Source organism: Virgibacillus sediminis, from assembly GCF_042643265.1.
Taxonomy (GTDB): domain Bacteria; phylum Bacillota; class Bacilli; order Bacillales; family Amphibacillaceae; genus Virgibacillus_O; species Virgibacillus_O sediminis.
Window position 1 is genome coordinate 1 of the sequence record NZ_JBHRRZ010000010.1, and the last position, 16,764, is coordinate 16,764.

17 protein-coding genes, 12 tRNA genes and 1 rRNA gene are annotated in these 16,764 nt (G+C 44.7%); 2 read left to right on the forward strand and 28 right to left on the reverse strand.

Annotated features, from left to right (window positions below; genetic code table 11):
• The 14 genes from ACFODW_RS05315 to ACFODW_RS05380 all read right to left on the reverse strand — a co-directional run.
• Positions 1 to 392 (reverse strand): 16S ribosomal RNA (locus ACFODW_RS05315); the annotation flags it as partial.
• Positions 393 to 529: 137 nt separating this feature from the next.
• Positions 530 to 603: transfer RNA gene (locus ACFODW_RS05320), tRNA-Ile, on the reverse strand.
• Positions 604 to 612: 9 nt separating this feature from the next.
• Positions 613 to 686, reverse strand: a tRNA-Gly gene (locus ACFODW_RS05325).
• Between the two features lie 32 nt (positions 687 to 718).
• Positions 719 to 795: transfer RNA gene (locus ACFODW_RS05330), tRNA-Pro, on the reverse strand.
• A 4-nt stretch (positions 796 to 799) separates the two neighbouring features.
• Positions 800 to 876: transfer RNA gene (locus ACFODW_RS05335), tRNA-Arg, on the reverse strand.
• A 60-nt stretch (positions 877 to 936) separates the two neighbouring features.
• Positions 937 to 1,020 (reverse strand) — tRNA-Leu (locus ACFODW_RS05340).
• A gap of 62 nt (positions 1,021 to 1,082) precedes the next feature.
• A tRNA-Leu gene (locus ACFODW_RS05345) sits at positions 1,083 to 1,167 on the reverse strand.
• Positions 1,168 to 1,181: 14 nt separating this feature from the next.
• Positions 1,182 to 1,257, reverse strand: a tRNA-Lys gene (locus ACFODW_RS05350).
• 24 nt (positions 1,258 to 1,281) lie between these two features.
• Positions 1,282 to 1,356, reverse strand: a tRNA-Gln gene (locus tag ACFODW_RS05355).
• A 4-nt stretch (positions 1,357 to 1,360) separates the two neighbouring features.
• A tRNA-Asp gene (locus ACFODW_RS05360) sits at positions 1,361 to 1,437 on the reverse strand.
• Between the two features lie 24 nt (positions 1,438 to 1,461).
• A tRNA-Glu gene (locus tag ACFODW_RS05365) sits at positions 1,462 to 1,533 on the reverse strand.
• 8 nt (positions 1,534 to 1,541) lie between these two features.
• Positions 1,542 to 1,632: transfer RNA gene (locus tag ACFODW_RS05370), tRNA-Ser, on the reverse strand.
• A gap of 3 nt (positions 1,633 to 1,635) precedes the next feature.
• A tRNA-Asn gene (locus ACFODW_RS05375) sits at positions 1,636 to 1,710 on the reverse strand.
• 251 nt (positions 1,711 to 1,961) lie between these two features.
• Positions 1,962 to 2,435 carry a SprT family protein gene (locus ACFODW_RS05380; protein ID WP_390304019.1) on the reverse strand — a complete coding sequence of 158 codons (474 nt, stop codon included), beginning with the start codon at positions 2,433 to 2,435 and terminating at the stop codon, positions 1,962 to 1,964.
• A gap of 215 nt (positions 2,436 to 2,650) precedes the next feature.
• Here ACFODW_RS05380 and ACFODW_RS05385 point away from each other — a divergent pair, with 215 nt between their 5' ends.
• On the forward strand, positions 2,651 to 4,114 hold the full coding sequence (locus ACFODW_RS05385) for a catalase (RefSeq protein WP_390304021.1): 1,464 nt from the start codon (positions 2,651 to 2,653) through the stop codon (positions 4,112 to 4,114).
• Positions 4,115 to 4,192: 78 nt separating this feature from the next.
• Here ACFODW_RS05385 and ACFODW_RS05390 read toward each other — a convergent pair whose 3' ends face one another.
• The 14 genes from ACFODW_RS05390 to acpS form a co-directional block, all read right to left on the reverse strand.
• On the reverse strand, positions 4,193 to 6,346 hold the full coding sequence (locus ACFODW_RS05390) for a Tex family protein (protein ID WP_390304023.1): 2,154 nt from the start codon (positions 6,344 to 6,346) through the stop codon (positions 4,193 to 4,195).
• A gap of 98 nt (positions 6,347 to 6,444) precedes the next feature.
• Complete coding sequence (locus ACFODW_RS05395) at positions 6,445 to 7,041, reverse strand: SpoIIE family protein phosphatase (protein WP_390304025.1); 597 nt, start codon at positions 7,039 to 7,041, stop codon at positions 6,445 to 6,447.
• Positions 7,038 to 7,829, reverse strand: a complete 792-nt coding sequence (gene sigB / locus ACFODW_RS05400) for an RNA polymerase sigma factor SigB (RefSeq protein ID WP_390304027.1) — start codon at positions 7,827 to 7,829, stop codon at positions 7,038 to 7,040. Before sigB ends, ACFODW_RS05395 begins: the two co-directional genes overlap by 4 nt.
• Positions 7,801 to 8,277: an anti-sigma B factor RsbW gene (gene rsbW, locus ACFODW_RS05405; protein WP_390304029.1), complete on the reverse strand. Its 477-nt coding sequence runs from the start codon at positions 8,275 to 8,277 to the stop codon at positions 7,801 to 7,803. Before rsbW ends, sigB begins: the two co-directional genes overlap by 29 nt.
• Positions 8,277 to 8,609, reverse strand: coding sequence for an STAS domain-containing protein (locus ACFODW_RS05410; RefSeq protein WP_390304031.1), 333 nt, complete (start codon positions 8,607 to 8,609; stop codon positions 8,277 to 8,279). The genes rsbW and ACFODW_RS05410 overlap by 1 nt, the downstream gene beginning before the upstream one ends.
• Positions 8,610 to 8,734: 125 nt before the next feature.
• The gene (locus ACFODW_RS05415) at positions 8,735 to 9,748 is read right to left on the reverse strand and encodes a PP2C family protein-serine/threonine phosphatase (RefSeq protein ID WP_390304033.1); all 1,014 of its coding nucleotides are present in this window, start codon (positions 9,746 to 9,748) and stop codon (positions 8,735 to 8,737) included.
• Positions 9,749 to 9,856: 108 nt separating this feature from the next.
• On the reverse strand, positions 9,857 to 10,258 hold the full coding sequence (locus ACFODW_RS05420) for an anti-sigma regulatory factor (protein WP_390304035.1): 402 nt from the start codon (positions 10,256 to 10,258) through the stop codon (positions 9,857 to 9,859).
• Between the two features lie 2 nt (positions 10,259 to 10,260).
• Positions 10,261 to 10,617 (reverse strand): STAS domain-containing protein, encoded by a 357-nt coding sequence (locus ACFODW_RS05425; RefSeq protein WP_390304037.1) that lies wholly within the window; start codon positions 10,615 to 10,617, stop codon positions 10,261 to 10,263.
• A 6-nt stretch (positions 10,618 to 10,623) separates the two neighbouring features.
• Positions 10,624 to 11,502 carry an RsbT co-antagonist protein RsbRA gene (locus tag ACFODW_RS05430; protein ID WP_390304039.1) on the reverse strand — a complete coding sequence of 293 codons (879 nt, stop codon included), beginning with the start codon at positions 11,500 to 11,502 and terminating at the stop codon, positions 10,624 to 10,626.
• Between the two features lie 279 nt (positions 11,503 to 11,781).
• On the reverse strand, positions 11,782 to 12,141 hold the full coding sequence (locus ACFODW_RS05435) for a type II toxin-antitoxin system PemK/MazF family toxin (protein ID WP_390304041.1): 360 nt from the start codon (positions 12,139 to 12,141) through the stop codon (positions 11,782 to 11,784).
• Positions 12,142 to 12,144: 3 nt separating this feature from the next.
• Positions 12,145 to 12,435 carry a CopG family ribbon-helix-helix protein gene (locus ACFODW_RS05440; protein ID WP_390304043.1) on the reverse strand — a complete coding sequence of 97 codons (291 nt, stop codon included), beginning with the start codon at positions 12,433 to 12,435 and terminating at the stop codon, positions 12,145 to 12,147.
• A 372-nt stretch (positions 12,436 to 12,807) separates the two neighbouring features.
• Complete coding sequence (locus ACFODW_RS05445) at positions 12,808 to 13,827, reverse strand: LolA family protein (protein WP_390304045.1); 1,020 nt, start codon at positions 13,825 to 13,827, stop codon at positions 12,808 to 12,810.
• A gap of 52 nt (positions 13,828 to 13,879) precedes the next feature.
• Entirely contained in the window at positions 13,880 to 15,397 is a 1,518-nt protein-coding gene (locus tag ACFODW_RS05450) for an NAD(P)H-hydrate dehydratase (RefSeq protein WP_390304047.1), read from the reverse strand.
• 58 nt (positions 15,398 to 15,455) lie between these two features.
• Positions 15,456 to 15,812 (reverse strand): holo-ACP synthase, encoded by a 357-nt coding sequence (acpS, locus tag ACFODW_RS05455; RefSeq protein ID WP_390304049.1) that lies wholly within the window; start codon positions 15,810 to 15,812, stop codon positions 15,456 to 15,458.
• Positions 15,813 to 15,958: 146 nt separating this feature from the next.
• Between acpS and ACFODW_RS05460 the strand changes: the two genes are divergently transcribed.
• Positions 15,959 to 16,729 (forward strand): rhomboid family intramembrane serine protease, encoded by a 771-nt coding sequence (locus ACFODW_RS05460; protein WP_390304051.1) that lies wholly within the window; start codon positions 15,959 to 15,961, stop codon positions 16,727 to 16,729.
• Positions 16,730 to 16,764: the final 35 nt, after the last annotated feature.

A 16,764-nucleotide genomic window follows, 5' to 3' on the forward strand; every position in this document is an offset into this window, starting at 1 on the left:
GAAGATTCCCTACTGCTGCCTCCCGTAGGAGTCTGGGCCGTGTCTCAGTCCCAGTGTGGCCGATCACCCTCTCAGGTCGGCTACGCATCGTCGCCTTGGTAGGCCATTACCCCACCAACTAGCTAATCCGCCGCGGGCCCATCTGTAAGCGACAGCCAAAGGCCGCCTTTCAACTTCCGTCCATGTGAATGGAAGTGTTATCCGGTATTAGCCCCGGTTTCCCGGGGTTATCCCAGTCTTGCAGGCAGGTTGCCCACGTGTTACTCACCCGTCCGCCGCTCGTTCCACAGGTGTCACCCCCGAAGGGGATCTACCTGCTTCCCGCGCTCGACTTGCATGTATTAGGCACGCCGCCAGCGTTCGTCCTGAGCCAAGATCAAACTCTCCAAAAAANTTGTTTCTTCTTGACATACTGGTTGTTTTGTTCAGTTTTCAAAGAGCAAATTGTTTGTGTTGCTTATGAACGCAACTTCTTAATAGTAACATGAAGTGAAATTCATGTCAACACTTATTTTCGCTTGGAGCGAAATGGGCCTGAGTGGACTCGAACCACCGACCTCACGCTTATCAGGCGTGCGCTCTAACCAGCTGAGCTACAGGCCCAAATGAAAATGGAGCGGGTGAAGGGAATCGAACCCTCGTCATCAGCTTGGAAGGCTGAGGTTTTACCATTAAACTACACCCGCAAAGTTTGATAGATAATAGAACTGTATTCCTATGGTCGGGAAGACAGGATTCGAACCTGCGACCCCATGGTCCCAAACCATGTGCTCTACCAAGCTGAGCTACTTCCCGTATATGGCGCGCCCGAGAGGAGTCGAACCCCTAACCTCTTGATCCGTAGTCAAACGCTCTATCCAATTGAGCTACGGGCGCTTTAAGAACAACGTTTACCAATATAACATATCGGTTAACTGAAGTCAACAATTAATTGAGTGCGGCCGAGAGGACTTGAACCTCCACGGGAAAAATTCCCACTAGGCCCTCAACCTAGCGCGTCTGCCATTCCGCCACGGCCGCATTTGAATGAATATAATGATTAATGAAAAAAAGAAATGCTGTGATGATCACAGCAATGGTGATGCGGATGAAGGGAGTCGAACCCCCACGTCCTAAACGGACACTAGAGCCTGATTCTAGCGCGTCTGCCAATTCCGCCACATCCGCATAACACAATAGTATGGTGAGCCATGGAGGATTCGAACCTCCGACCCTCTGATTAAAAGTCAGATGCTCTGCCAGCTGAGCTAATGGCTCGAAATAAATCACACAAAAATGAAATGGCTGGGCTACCAGGATTCGAACCTGGGGTACACGGGATCAAAACCCGATGCCTTACCGCTTGGCTATAGCCCAACAGTGGCGGTCCGGACGGGACTCGAACCCGCGACCTCCTGCGTGACAGGCAGGCATTCTAACCAGCTGAACTACCGGACCCAACCTATATTTTTGTAAAAAAGATGACCCGTACGGGATTCGAACCCGTGTTACCGCCGTGAAAGGGCGGTGTCTTAACCACTTGACCAACGGGCCATATAGAATGGCGGAGAAGGAGGGATTTGAACCCTCGCGCCGCTTACGCGACCTACACCCTTAGCAGGGGCGCCTCTTCAGCCACTTGAGTACTTCTCCGTATGGCTCCACAGGCAGGATTCGAACCTGCGACCGATCGGTTAACAGCCGATAGCTCTACCACTGAGCTACTGTGGAATAATATACAATAAGTATAAAATGAAGTAGCATCCAAATGTCGTAAACTCTGTGAAGTTTCGGTCGAACTTTGTTGCGATTCGTTTTCCGCAACGTTTAATATAATACATTGTTTTTCTTTGAATGTCAACAGTTTTTTAAGAAATTATTTTTGAATTCTGTCGGCTTTTGCTGTCATGTCTTGCTTCAAAATGTCAGCTTAATTAATTTACCATGGATAAATAGATCCGTCAATGGTTTTATTTAAAAATCTATTTTCGTTGTGTTCCCTGCGTAACAGGCTTCAGCTTCCCTTTACACCTTCCGCAGCTGTACTTTTTCACATTCACCCTACGCACTCTTTTATATTCCATGCCGCATTTAGTACATATGTATATATGGTTATGCCTATTTTTTTGGGATGGAAGTGGATTGCAGTGTCTTGGTGAGCCTGTCTGGAGCAGCAAGGCTTTAAATTCTGGATCTCCATGTTTATAACCTTTTCCTTCTATATGAAGGTGATAATGGCACAGCTCATGTTTAATAATACCTTCGAATTCGGTGCGGTCCATTTCTTCTGCATATTTGGGATTCAACTCAATTACTTTTCTTGCAGGTATGTATCTTCCACCAGTTGTCCTAAGCCGCTTGTTAAATCTGACTTCATGCAAAAACGGCTTTGCGAAGTATTCAGTTGATATTCGATCTACCAGTTGATAGAGCTCTTTATCATTTAGTAAGCTCATTTGAATAACTTCCCTTTCTATTTGCTCTTTATATTCTATTATATATATTGTTCCGTTCCCTATCAAACAGTTTTCTACATGATACCAAAAATATTGTCATTTTTTTCAGTAATTTATAATCAGTGTAATTAAATATTGAATTTTATTTGGAATGTATTATAATTGGTTGTAGGCAACATTTTAAATTATAACTGTTAGAGAGAGGGGATTAACATATGGCCAATAATAGAAAGAACCTAACTACAGCTGCAGGTGCACCGGTAGGGGACAATCAAAATTCCATTACCGCAGGACAGCGCGGTCCTGTATTGATACAGGATTTCCATCTCTTGGAAAAACTTGCGCACTTTAATAGGGAACGTATTCCGGAGCGGGTGGTCCACGCTAAGGGTGCTGGTGCACATGGCTACTTCGAAGTGACAAATGATGAAATCTCTAAATATACAAAAGCTGATTTCCTCAGTGAAAAAGGGAAGCGTACAGATATGTTCATCCGCTTTTCTACAGTAGCAGGTGAAGTAGGTTCTGCTGATACTGTGCGAGATCCGCGCGGCTTCTCAGTAAAGTTCTATACAGAAGAGGGGAACTATGATCTGGTGGGAAACAATACACCAGTCTTCTTTATCCGTGATGCCATCAAATTCCCGGACTTTATCCATACACAGAAACGCAATCCTAAAACAGGATTAAAAGATCCGAATATGGTGTGGGACTTCTGGTCCTTGTCACCGGAGTCTCTCCATCAGATAACATATCTTCACGGGGATCGCGGCATCCCTGCAACATACCGGCACATGAACGGGTATGGCAGCCATACATTCAAGTGGGTCAACGACGAAGGAGATCAGTTCTGGGTGAAATACCATTTCGTCAGCGACCAGGGGGTGAAAGGACTGGATCCCGAACTGGCTGATAAGCTTGCCGGCGAAAACCCCGACTATCATCGGGAGGATTTGCATAATGCGATTGAAGAGGGTGATTATCCTTCTTGGACGCTATATGTTCAAATTATTCCTTTCGAGGATTACAAGACTTATAAATGGGACCTATTCGACGTAACAAAAACTGTATCCAAAAAGGACTACCCTCGCATTGAGGTCGGTAAAATGGTACTCAACCGCAATCCTGAGAACCATTTTGCTGAAGTGGAACAGGCTGCATTTGCCCCGGGTCAGTTTGTCCCTGGAATTGAAGCTTCACCAGATAAAATGCTTCAAGGCCGAATCTTCAGTTATGCAGATGCCCACCGATATCGTTTAGGTGTAAACAACCACCAGATTCCGGTCAACCGTCCGAAAAATGAAGTCCAAAATTACCAGCGCGATGGTTACATGTCCGTGGACGGAAACGGTGGCAGCAAGCCAAACTATGAACCAAACAGCTTAAACGGCCCTGCAGAGGACCTTACTAAGAAAACAACGCCATTTGATGTGGAAGGCCAAGCAGACAGTGTATCTTATAATAGCGATGATCATTACACCCAGGCCGGGGATCTTTACCGCCTAATGAGCGATGATGAGAAGGCACGCCTTGTCAAAAACTTTGCTGATCATTTAAGACCGGTTGAAAGTGAAGAAATAAAACTTCGCCAGATTGAACACTTCTATAAAGCCGACCCTGAATGGGGATCAGCAATAGCTGAAGATCTGGGGCTGTCTGTTCCGGAGAGCGTAAAATAAACCAAACCTTTCTATATAAGGGATGCCGTTCAGGATCCCTTGCTACATGAAAAACCCGGCTGTAAAAGCCGGGTTTTCTTAATTCTCTTCATTTACCATAGTCAAGGCGATTCTTCCCTTATCCACATCCACTTGTTCTACCCAGACGGTAACCACATCTCCAACAGAAGCAATATCCATTGGATGCTTGACAAATCGTTTGGACATTTTCGAAATATGCACCAAGCCATCCTGTTTGACTCCTATGTCTACGAAAACTCCGAAGTCGACGACATTCCTCACCGTTCCCTGCATTTCCATGCCCGGCTTAAGATCCTCCAACGTCAACACATTGCGCTTCAATAAAGGCTGGGGGAAATCATCCCGTGGGTCCCGCTCAGGGCGGCTAAGCGCCTGGATGATATCTTCCAGAGTGAGCTCACCAACCTCCAAAGCCTCACCCATCTCCTTTTTATTCAAAGAGTTTAGCTGCTCCCTCAGTTTTTCAGTGCCAATATCCTCGCTGGTACAACCAACAAATGCTAGGAGTTTCTCTGTCTGTTTATAACTCTCTGGGTGAATAGGGGTACGGTCCAATGGGTGTTCTCCATCAGGGATACGCAGGAAGCCGATCCCCTGTTCATATGTTTTTGCCCCGAGGCGAGGTATCTTTTTCAATTGCTTTCTATTCGTAAACTTCCCTTCATCATCCCTCTTCTTCACAATATTGTTTGCAACAGTTTTACTTAGCCCTGCTACATATTGTAGGAGAGACGATGATGCAGTATTCACGTTCACTCCCACCTGATTAACTGCTGTCTCTACCACAAAAGTTAACGATTCATTCAATGCCTTCTGGCTGACATCATGCTGGTACTGCCCTACACCGATCGACTTTGGGTCAATTTTCACCAATTCCGCGAGCGGATCCTGTACTCGCCGCGCGATGGAGGCAGCACTTCTCTCTTCTACCTGGAGATCGGGGAATTCCTCTCTAGCCAATTTTGAAGCTGAATATACACTGGCACCGGCTTCATTCACAATAATATATGGGATATCCAGTTCATTTCCTGAAATCACGTCAGAAATAAACTGCTCTGTTTCCCTTGAGGCTGTACCATTCCCTATAGCAATCAGTTCAATACCGAATTTCTTGACCAGATTCATAACCATCTTTTCTGCTCCAGCCTTATCATTTCTAGGTGCGGTCGGATACATCACGCCAACTTCCAGCACTTTCCCTGTTTCATCTACTACCGCTAATTTGCAGCCAGTACGGAATGCGGGGTCGACCCCAAGAATCCTTTTGTCCTTCAACGGCGGCTGTAAAAGAAGATTTTTAAGATTGGTTGAGAAAACCTCGATTGCCTGTGCTTCCGCCTTTTCAGAAAGACTGTTCCTAATTTCCCTCTCTATCGACGGTTGGACCAGCCTCTTATAGCTGTCTTCAATGGACGCTTCAATGAGTTTACCTGCTTCCAGATTACCATTCCTTTTAATGATTTTCTTTTGCAAAAAGCTGTAAATGCGTTCAATTGGTGCGTGTACGGCTACCTTTAGAACCCCCTCTTTTTCCCCGCGGTTTATCGCCAGAATTCGGTGGGAAACCATGGATCTTACAGGCTCATCAAAATCATAGTACATTTCAAAGACACCTTTTTCATCTTTCTCGGCATCCTTTGCTTCCGAATGGATTTTACCTCTTTTAAAAGTCTCCTCTCGAATAAACTCTCTGAAAGCCGGATCATCAGATATCCATTCGGCGAGGATATCGTTAACTCCTTCCAAAACTTCCTTTACTGAATGGAGTTCATGCTCTTCAGACACATATTTTTCCGCTTCTGTAGATATCTGAATGGAGGTTTGCTCCCAGACCTGCTGTGCCAGAGGCTCTAATCCTTTTTCTTTAGCAATTGCAGCTTTTGTTCGTCTCTTCTGCTTATATGGGCGATAGAGATCTTCTACACGTTGTAGCTGGACAGCCTGATTAATTTTATGTTCCAGCTCTTCCGTCAATTTACCTTGTTCCTCAATAATCCGCAAAACTTCCTGTTTTCTGTCTGCCAGATTCCGCGCATATGTCCACTTGTCTTGAACCTCTTTAATTTGCACCTCATCCAGCCCGCCTGTGGCCTCTTTGCGGTAGCGGGCAATGAACGGAACTGTGTTTCCTTCATCTAATAATGCTATAACTTTTTCTACCGTCTTGGCATGTATGCTGGTTTCTTCAGCTACCCATTTGGTCAAATCCAATATAGTTTCCTCCTTTATGCTGTATTATGGCCTTCGCGATTCTTATGTACATAGGAAAAGGCTGGCACACTTCGGATGCCAGCCTCGTTCTAAGGGGTTCAGCTATTATAGCGTATTGCAATCAATGTTGTGTCGTCATCCCTGACTTTATCGCTAACTAATTCGAAGGTTCGTGTAATATCTTTAACATTCTGATTGAGGAGATATCGCTGTGATAAATCTTTATCCGTTACTCCATCTGAGAACATGATGAAATTCGTTTCCGGCTCGAGTTTTTGCTGCACCACTTTAAAAGGCCTTTGATATCCGGCAAGGTAACCTCCATTAGGAATATTGCGCTTCTTCTTCTGGTCATTCGTGATCGTCATCACGCCAATATTGCCAATGGAGGAAAAAGAGACCATTTCTGCTTTATAATCCAGCTTTAATATTCCGATCACTACGCCTCTTTTACCAGATAATTCTTTGTTGCAAATTTTCACAAGCTGTTCCACCGTAGCATGGACATTATCTTTGATTATATCTATGACAATCTGTGAAGACTCCTTGGCGAACTCTCCGCTTCCCAGACCGTCTGCCAGTGCACAGACAAATTCGTCTTCAGATTCCGTGTAGAAATAACTGTCTCCACAATAGTAATTGCTTTTTTTAGGACGCTGAAATACAGAAACTTCTACCCTCTTGGATGGTGTCAATCAAATACCTCCGAGCTTTCAGATTGAATGGCCTCACGGAGCTTGCGCAGTGCACGGCGCTGAAGTCTAGATACATGCATCTGGGAAATACCCAGCATTTCACCGGTTTCTTTTTGGCTCAGATTATCAAAATAGGTGCATTGCAGAATCTGTTGTTCCCTTTCAGATAGAATAGGGAGGACTTTCTCCAAAATCATCTTCTGGTCTATATTCTGATACCCATCCTCTTCGTTTCCTACCAAGTCAAGAATAGATACAGTACTGCCATCAGAATCCGCTTCTATTTTATGGTCTACAGAAAGGGCTTTGTAACTTTTTCCCATTTCCATGGTCTCCAAAATATCCTCTTCCGATGCATCCAGATATTCAGCAATCTCTTTGACGGTCGGGGACTTCTGGTTCGCGGTGGTTAATTCATCTACGGCTTTTCGGATCTTAGGTCCAAGTTCCTTGATTCTGCGTGGTACATGGACACTCCAAGTTTTATCACGGATAAACCGTTTGATCTCTCCGATGATAGTGGGGATAGCGAAAGATTCAAAGGATTTACCAAAAGATGCATCGTACCTTCTGACAGCTGCCAGCAACCCAATCATCCCGACTTGTACCAAGTCTTCATGGATGGTGCTGTTTTTGGAGTATTTTCTGGCAATGGATTCGACAAGATCCTTATATGTTAGTACAATCCTCTCCTGTACTGCTTCATCTGTCGGATCCTTCTGCAAATATTCAATCCACTGGTAAACCTCATCTCTCCCCCTATTGTGTGGTTGAGATTTGGTCGTCATCAAAGCCCACCTCTGTTTCATCCAGGTACTTGGTCATCAGCACTATGACCCCGTAGTTGCTGTTAATCTGTACTTTATCCATGAGTGCATCAATCAGGAACAGACCAAAACCCCCTTCTCTCAGACTTTCAACAGATTCCGTGTTTTTGTATGGACCAATTCCATCTTTGATCTCATTCAAATCAAAACTGCCGCCATGGTCTGCCACCATCACTTCTAAACGGTCATCATATACGCCAAAACCGACGGTAACTTCCCCGTCCTCCTGCTCCTGGTACGCATGATCCACCGCATTGGTGATAGCTTCGGATATAGCTACTTTCAAATCTTCAATATCTTCATACGAAAAACCCATCCTGTTTGCGATGCCCGAGACACTAAGTCGAATGACTCCGACATATTCCGCCTTGGCAGGAACCTTCATCTCCACAAAATCAAATTGTTCCATTATTCACTTCCACCTCGAATCGTAGCATTAATGTCCATAATTTCATCCAGTGCCGTAATTTTGAAAAGGCGGTAGACCCTATCCTGTATGTTGACTAATTTCATTTTACTGTCATTTTCATTCGTCGATTTCAGAGCACTGATAAAAATGCCCAGGCCTGTACTATCCATATAATTAACGTTTTCCAAGTCAACTTCCACTATATGGCCAGACTGCCTGGTTAATGGCAACAGGGTGTCTTTCAGTTTGGGTGCAGTGTATGCATCTATTTCACCAGATAAGTTTAAGATTGATTTATCATTGCCTTCCACAACATTCAGTTCCAAATTCATAAATTTTAACCTCCTGGATCGCTGATGATATGTAGTAAAGTTATCATATAAGCGAATTATATCTTAGTATCTGCTACATTTATTCTTACCACATTTCATTACTTATTACCCATTTTCCCGAGGCCCTAAACTTCTTTTCGTAAAATAAGCAGGGTGAAATCATCTCTTAACTGAAAATCCTGGAGCCGTTCGAAATGCTTGTATACCTGAGTAACCATCTCCTGTGCGGGAAGATGGGAATATGTCCGTATTACATCCAAAACTTCGTCCATTTCGATGAACCGGTCGCCGTCGCGGCACTCGGTCACTCCGTCGGTCAACAGTATGACCATATCGCCTTTTTTAATATCCTGCTCATACTGCTGATACCCCGCATCAGCTGAAACACCCAGCACTAGGCCGCGCGCCTCTATCTCCTGGAATTTATCAGTTTCTGCATTATAGTAGAATCCAGGTTCATGACCCGCCGAAGCATACCGCAGTTTGCTTAATTCAGGCAGATACTGTGCATAGAACATGGTGATGAACATACTTGGGTCTACGTTCCGTTCTACCACGCGGTTCAAGTTCTTCAGAATAGCCTCCGGAGTCATCGATTCCTCGGGATAACTGTCCATGGAATATTTAATCATAGACATGCATAAAGCAGCTGGAATGCCTTTACCGATAACATCTGCAATCGCTATTCCGATGGAGCCATCTTCCCCTTTTACAAAGTGATGATAATCCCCGTTCATCTGGTGGGCAGGAACGCTCACTACCCCGATATCCAATCCTTCCACATCAGGCTTGGATGTTCCCAGAAGAGTTTCTTGCATGCTCGCCGCCACGGAGATTTCCGATTTCAAAGCAAGCTGCTGCTCTCTTAGCATTTGTATCTCCTGATGCGCTAATCCATAAGAAATCATAGCCTCCAGAAGAAAATCCATCGAATGCTGAAACTCCTCGGAAAGACCCGGATATAACTCGGACAGCGCCTGTATATGCAAGTTCACTATTTCTTCGGGAAGGATGTGATTTTTAATGAATGATTTACTGACTTGTTCCACTCCGTATAAAGATTGTTCATCCTGTGTTTGGATATAGTGCTTCAATAAATCCTTATATGTGGCTGCATCTAATTTAACAACTTCATCCATGGTTTGTTCCTCCCCCCGTCCTCTATCGACCGGCATGTTCCTTTTTTTGATTTGGTTCCGTTTGTTTTAGCAACGCATTTACTTGCAGCACATTCAATTACGCTGCGGCTACCGGACCCATTTTATCGACTTTATCGTCGTCCCTTTTCCTGCCTCCGATTGTATATCAAATTCATCCATCAAGCGCTTCACACCCGGTAATCCCGCTCCCAGCCCTCCGGATGTGGAATAGCCATCCTGCATGACTTGGCTGATGTCCCCGATTCCCGGACCGGAATCAATAGCAGTCATGGACAGACCCTTATGCTCCATATTATCAATAACCTCGAAGCAGATCTGTCCTTCTTCCGCATATAAATATATATTACGGGCTAATTCGGATATCGCTGTCGCAATACGGGCCTGATCAACTGTACCGAAACCTATTTCTTTTGCTATGTCCCGCCCCAGTTGTCTCGCACCGACGATATCCCACTCTTTTTGTATATTCACGCATGATTGGGGTTTCATACCTATTCCCCCAATTCCTGATAAAGTTTAATAAGACCCTGTTCCAGGTCCAAGGCAGTTGGAACGTTCTTTAAATGTATGCCCAAATCTATAAGGGTCATTGCAACTGCAGGCTGGATACCGGTTAAAACCACTTTGGCCCCCATAAGGTCTGACATTGTCACTACATCGCCCAATACCTTTGCAATGAAGGAATCGATAATTTCAACAGAGGTCAAGTCAATGACGACCCCCGAAGCACCGCTTTCATGTATTTTACTCAGCAGATCCTCCTGGAACTGGATGGCTGTTTTATCATCTATTTCCGTTTGTATGGATATTAATAAGTAATTGTTCAGTTTTAAAATAGGTATTCGCAATTAGGATCACTCCCCTTGTCCTTTCTGTATAGAGCCAAGAATCTCGTCAATATTGTTGTCTTTTCCTTCTATATCTACAATTTTCCTGTCGGTAATCTCGAGGGCCCTTGTGAAGCCTTTTTTCAACGAGCTCTTCGTTGGGAATTTACTCAAATCGATGCCCAGGTTGACAATCGTCTGTGCAATTTCAGGGCGAATTCCTACTAGGATGCAGGTGGCGCCTACCAGACGGACCGCCTCTGCAGCCTGAATGATATGGTGGGCAACCATAGTATCTACAACCGGCACCCCGGTAATATCAATCAGGACCACTTCCGATCCATTCTTGATGACTCCCTCCAGCAGATTCTCCATAATCAGTTTAGCTCTTTCTGTGTCTATTGTACCGATCAAAGGCATGACCGTTATACCTTCCGTGACAGGGATGAGAGGTGCAGACAGTTCCTGCAGTGCTACACGCTGCAACGAAACAATATGCTCCCAACTGCCGGAATACTCGTTGACGAGCTCGCGGATGATAGGTTCCACCCATTTATCGACACTTTCCAAGACTTCTGAAATAAAGGCCGAATCCACTTTCTCGGACTGGCTAAGTATATAATCGATTGTCACCCTTCTAAACACTTGCAGGCCGTCCGTAATATAGCTTAAAGGCCAACCGAGATTAATGATTTTTTCGGAAAAATTCTCCACGGTTGAAGTAGCACCCTGGCTTTTGATGCTGGTGAATATTACGTTGACAAATTCCCGGTTCGTGCTTTCAAAAAGCTCATCAGAAATTGTCGAAGTATAATTTCCGTCTTTCAATGATTCAATCTCGTCCAGCCACATTTGAACAATGGTGTCACTGTTATCAAGCGCGATACGCTTAAATTTCTCGTCCATGATATTCCCCTTCCATATCCTAAATTATTATGGATATTGTTACATGACAACATAATAAGTGCAAATAATACTCTTTATTCCGCACAAGGTTCATCTTAGTATAATGTATATTGTAACATAGAATCGGGTATACACTTAACGAAAGCCATCCGTGTACCCGTTCAGGAAAAGGGACGATTAAAACGTGGAGGCTGTTCCTGTTTTATAGGAAGCCTTCATCCGGAATTCTACCATCTTGAACAATTAAAAACCCCTTGTATCCATTTACAAGGGGCTTGCCTATTGATCATATAAATCTTTGAGTCCAAGACTTATTTCCAATGCCTGGTTGATTTTTTTCATCATTTCTTTATCCAGTTTCGTGATTTTATCCGTTAGCCGCTGTTTATCCAGAGTCCTAATCTGTTCCAGCAATATAACGGAATTGCGGTCAAAACCATAGCGCTTAGCATCTATTTCTACATGTGTCGGTAGTTTTGCTTTCTGGATCTGCGCTGTAATTGCCGCCACGATGACGGTGGGACTAAAGCGATTGCCTATATCATTCTGTAGGATCAACACTGGGCGTACGCCTCCCTGTTCTGATCCGACCACAGGGGAAAGATCGGCGAAATATACTTCGCCTCTTTGCACGATCAAGCTTTACACCCCGATCACAGAACGCTCTGAGGTATGGACAGCCTCCTCTTCAGCTTGGAAAGCTTCCGAAGCGATAGTAAGGTTGATCCGTCCCATTTCCTCGTAACCCTTTTGCATCGCTTCATGAAAATGCTGTACGTGCTCTTCTTTCTTATGCTGCAGATAGCTCTTTGTCGCCTGGCATATGAAATCACTTAAGTCACTGTTCTCATATTTCATAACTCCATCCACCTCATCCAATAGGTTTGTAGGTAATTTAACTAAGATCTCCTGTAGACTCTCTGACAAAACCATACACCTCCGCCAACTGATGAACGATCTCTCTGAAATTCATTTTTAATCATATCATTGAAACTGGACTATTGCAAAGGGGTATCGCGAGATTTTTAAAAAAATCTTTGTTTTTGTCGTTTAGTTTACTTTTTTTGGTGGTATAAAAAACAATTGAAACACTCCTACCGGCGTCTATATAAATTTAATAATGAAAACAGTTGCTTTTCCGGCAGGATTCCAACCGCCCATAGTACCTCCTTTTCCTCACACTCCAATTAAATATATGCTCCAATTTCGCAATCATGTTTAAAGAATGGGAAAACAGCAGATTTACGGGCAAAAATAAGAGCAGACCCCCCTCCGCAATAGGAGTGTCTGCCTTCTGTCCAATTATCACTTCACTTCTCTTCCTTCCACTGACCTGGCTATCTCAATAAACTCTTCCCGTGTCAGGTCTTCGCTTGCCACTGTATAATCTACTCCATTGTGATGCCACTCTATCTTATTCTCTGATACAGCGGCCACCGACGGTCCAAGATTGACGATATCGCCATTTACCGGCTGAGGAGAAGAAAGAGTCGGAAGAATTTCTGCCGTCTCCTGAACCAAAGTGAAATTCTTTTCCCCTTTATAAGTCATGATTACCCGTTTGCCATTTTCCAGATCTACTTCTTTTTCCTCTTCCAATTCAGCCCCGGCTACAAATGTTGGATACACTACCTCCAACTCCTCGGCACCCACTTGGCCTGAAACAGGCGTTTCATTTGCCGATGTAGTCATGTTTTTATCCATAGAGAAATCCTCTTCTCCAAAATCAGGATCCATTTCGAACTCCGAAAAGCTGACTTGTACGAGGGCATTCTGATCCTTGTCCAAAACTTTCACCAGTGTAGGTGTATAGCTGTTTTTATCGAAGTGTATCTCCTGATACGGCAGATTACTATTGCTTTGATAGTTTGTTTTGGTGGTAAAAATATACTTGGATTCCGTTGCTTCAAAGGTTGCTTCCTCATCTGAAAGGACATCATTCACTAGTGATTGGTATAAATAAGGCTGGCTTGAATTCTCCGGCCATTCAGACTGGAATTTGAAGCTTTTATTCAAAGCAGGAGTCAATACAAACACGCCATCTTCATTTTTCAGGATGATCTGATTTCCCTTTTCCTCTTGATCACTTGTCAATGACACCCGGTAGAAGTCTTCTTTTTCATGCCATATATCAATCTGGAATACTTGATCTTCCTGGCCTGTACTCATTACCATCTCCGCTTTTGCTTTGTATCCTGTCATGTCCTCCAGATTATCTTGCAATTTCGAGACGACATCTTCCTGCGACTTTTCCCCACATGCGGCAAGTACAAAAACCAATCCCAATCCCAATATCACTACCATCATATTGCGTATACTCTTCATTGACATATCTCCCTTGTCTCAGTCAAACATTAGGGAACATTGCCGCGCAATATCAAGAAATCGTACGATAGGCCATGGAAATGCCCTCGATGACATCTGACGCTGTCAAATCATGATGGGCACGCTTATATTCGACCATCAAGTCAGCTGCCATACCATGGACAAAACATGCATTACACAATGCCTGAAAAATTTGCTGATCTTGCATTACCATTGCATGAACCATACCGGTCAGCACATCACCGCTCCCCCCTTTAGCGAGGCCCGGGTTGCCGGTGCTGGTAACGGCTTGCCGTCCGTCAGGGGCAGTAATGATGGTATGCCTTCCTTTTAAAATCAGATAAACCTCGTACTCTTTAGCAAACTCAGCCGACAGCTGAAAAGGATGTTTCAAAATCTCGGAGATGGGCAGATTTAACAATCCCGACATTTCCCCAGGATGAGGTGTCAGTATGGTTGGATGTTCTCTTTGTGACAATGATTCAAGCTGGTCCTTAATATGGTGAAGCCCGTCTGCGTCTATTATAAGCGGGCCCTTGGAGTCATGGAGGACACGGTGAATGAGCCCGGCAGTTTGGGCACTCCTCCCTAATCCAATGCCGACAGCCACTGCATCGTACCCGCTTAGTGAAAGGGAGGGATCATCAACCAAGTATCCATCCATGTCAGAGAGGGGCAGATACATAGCCTCCATACAAGTCGGAGCAATCATCTGGATGACCCTTTCTGAACTCCCGACAGTCAATAGACCTGTCCCTGTCTTCAAGGAAGCCTTCGCCGCCATTGCTGCAGCCCCTGGCATGTTGGCACTCCCACCGATAATCAGCCCTTTGCCATGCTTTCCCTTATGGGCATACTTTTCCCGTTTCGGCATGGTCTGCTGGAACTGTTCTGCTGTCCAGAGCTGTCTATTGGCATATTTGCGGAAAGACTCGGCAGGGAATCCAATGTCCAGTTTTTCCCAGTCGCCGTAATAGTTAGCGGTATTTTCAAGGAATGCTGTCATTTTTGGCGCTCCCACTATATAAGTTAGGTCAGCTTGTACTGCCTGGAAGCCGGCAATCCCCTCATCCGCTGGTAATCCCGATGGGAGGTCGACAGATATCACCTTTGCCTTTGAATGGCTGATGCAGTCGGCGATTTCTCCTAATGGTTCCCGCAATTCCCCCGAAATACCGATTCCGACCATAGCGTCGACAATCACATCCGTTTCCGCCAGCCTGGCCAACATGCGCTGCTTGTCATCGGCCGAAAACAGCCTTCCCCCATAATTCAAGTAGAGGTTTTTGTGGTAGTGGGCATTCCCAGTGATTTTATCATCGGGCACTACCTGGACAACCTGAACATCATAGAGCATATTGTGTAATGTCCTTGCAATGACAAACCCATCTCCTCCGTTATTGCCGGCCCCTGCAAACACAGTAATCCTGCTGGAACTGTCGAGCATCTCTTTCATTTTCCCGCTGATGGCCCTTCCAGCATTCTCCATTAGTATCCTTCCGTCCAACCCTGCTACATGCATCGTGTAATGGTCAATATCGTACATTTCTTTTGCGGTGACAATATACAATTTGTTCCCTCCTACCCGCACTAAAATATATGAGACAATCCTAGCAATTATGCAACCGTCATTCTTCAATGATTACTTGGGCAGCCGCATAATCCTTGCTGTGGGTTATCGATATAAACAGCTTACTATCCTCATAGCCCTTAGCCCGTATAGCCGGCGCTCCACCTTTGTCAGAGGATACTTCTATATGCTGGAAACTCAATTTTCCGATGCCTGTTCCGGCCGCCTTAGCCAAAGCTTCTTTGGCTGCAAACCTGCCGGCTAGGAACTCGACTTTTCTGCGAGGATTCCCCATTTCCATAAATCTCTTCTTTTCTTTTGGGGTAAGTACCCTTTCGGCGAGACGGCTCCCCCTTTGCAAGCTCCTGCTGATCCGTTCAAGATCTACAATATCCAAACCGATTCCTTTTATCATTTCATTCCAGTCCTTCCTGATTTACATTGCAGCCGAGCCGACGGCCACTCGAGTACAAACGAGTGGTTATACGATCCGAAATTTACTATTATAATAATAGTAACCGATAGATAAAGAAATGAAAATTCATCTGCAGGAGGATATGCATGTTCATTCGGAATGAAAGAAGTATCAAAGAATTCATCCAGTTTTACCCCGTTACGGGGATTATTGTAATTATCAACCTTTCCCTCTGGCTGCTCATCAACTTTCTTCAGCTTCCATTTGGGCAGTCCATCTACCAATGGGGAGTAGGAAGCAATTTCTTCATCGAAAACGGGCAGTATTGGCGTCTGATTACACCTATATTCCTGCACGGGGACTTGATCCATGTCCTGTTCAATTCATTTGCGCTTGTCCTCTTCGGGCCTGCTCTGGAACAAATGATTGGAAAAGGCAAATTCATCATAGCCTACCTAGGGGCCGGCGTAGTGGGTAATATAGCCACTTTTCTTCTGGGGCCATCATCCATCATATATACACATCTTGGAGCCTCTGGATCCATTTACGGACTTTTTGGCATGTATCTGTATTTAATCGCCTTCCGCAAGCATTTAATTGATCCCGGAAGCAGACAGATTGTCATGGTCTTCCTGCTGATTGGTGTAGTGATGACTTTCCTCCGGCCAGGCATCAATGTCCATGCACATATCTTCGGATTAATTGGAGGATTTCTGCTCGGGACCATGCTGTTTTCAAATGCAAGTCCCTATTCCCCTTGGAGAAACCGCCATCATTTCCGCCAAAGGGGAGAAGACGAGATCGGCTTTGATCCTAACCGCTGGCAAAAGAAACGCCTCAGCCCGTCAACAAAGAAAAAAATCATATGGACTGTGGTCCTGTTACTCTTCCTTATCGCCTGGTGGAATCGAACGTAAAGAAGAACAGACTGTCCCTCATCAGGTCGCAGTCT

What these genes read in the sequence shown, in the direction of transcription:
- ACFODW_RS05380 (WP_390304019.1), bottom strand. Translation starts at nt 2,435, where the DNA reads ATGAGCTTACTAAATGATAAAGAGCTCTATCAACTGGTAGATCGAATA.
- ACFODW_RS05385 (WP_390304021.1), top strand. Translation starts at nt 2,651, where the DNA reads ATGGCCAATAATAGAAAGAACCTAACTACAGCTGCAGGTGCACCGGTA.
- sigB (WP_390304027.1), bottom strand. Translation starts at nt 7,829, where the DNA reads ATGACGACCAAATCTCAACCACACAATAGGGGGAGAGATGAGGTTTAC.
- rsbW (WP_390304029.1), bottom strand. Translation starts at nt 8,277, where the DNA reads ATGGAACAATTTGATTTTGTGGAGATGAAGGTTCCTGCCAAGGCGGAA.
- ACFODW_RS05410 (WP_390304031.1), bottom strand. Translation starts at nt 8,609, where the DNA reads ATGAATTTGGAACTGAATGTTGTGGAAGGCAATGATAAATCAATCTTA.
- ACFODW_RS05415 (WP_390304033.1), bottom strand. Translation starts at nt 9,748, where the DNA reads ATGGATGAAGTTGTTAAATTAGATGCAGCCACATATAAGGATTTATTG.
- ACFODW_RS05420 (WP_390304035.1), bottom strand. Translation starts at nt 10,258, where the DNA reads ATGAAACCCCAATCATGCGTGAATATACAAAAAGAGTGGGATATCGTC.
- ACFODW_RS05430 (WP_390304039.1), bottom strand. Translation starts at nt 11,502, where the DNA reads ATGGACGAGAAATTTAAGCGTATCGCGCTTGATAACAGTGACACCATT.
- ACFODW_RS05440 (WP_390304043.1), bottom strand. Translation starts at nt 12,435, where the DNA reads ATGGTTTTGTCAGAGAGTCTACAGGAGATCTTAGTTAAATTACCTACA.
- ACFODW_RS05445 (WP_390304045.1), bottom strand. Translation starts at nt 13,827, where the DNA reads ATGAAGAGTATACGCAATATGATGGTAGTGATATTGGGATTGGGATTG.
- acpS (WP_390304049.1), bottom strand. Translation starts at nt 15,812, where the DNA reads ATGATAAAAGGAATCGGTTTGGATATTGTAGATCTTGAACGGATCAGC.
- ACFODW_RS05460 (WP_390304051.1), top strand. Translation starts at nt 15,959, where the DNA reads ATGTTCATTCGGAATGAAAGAAGTATCAAAGAATTCATCCAGTTTTAC.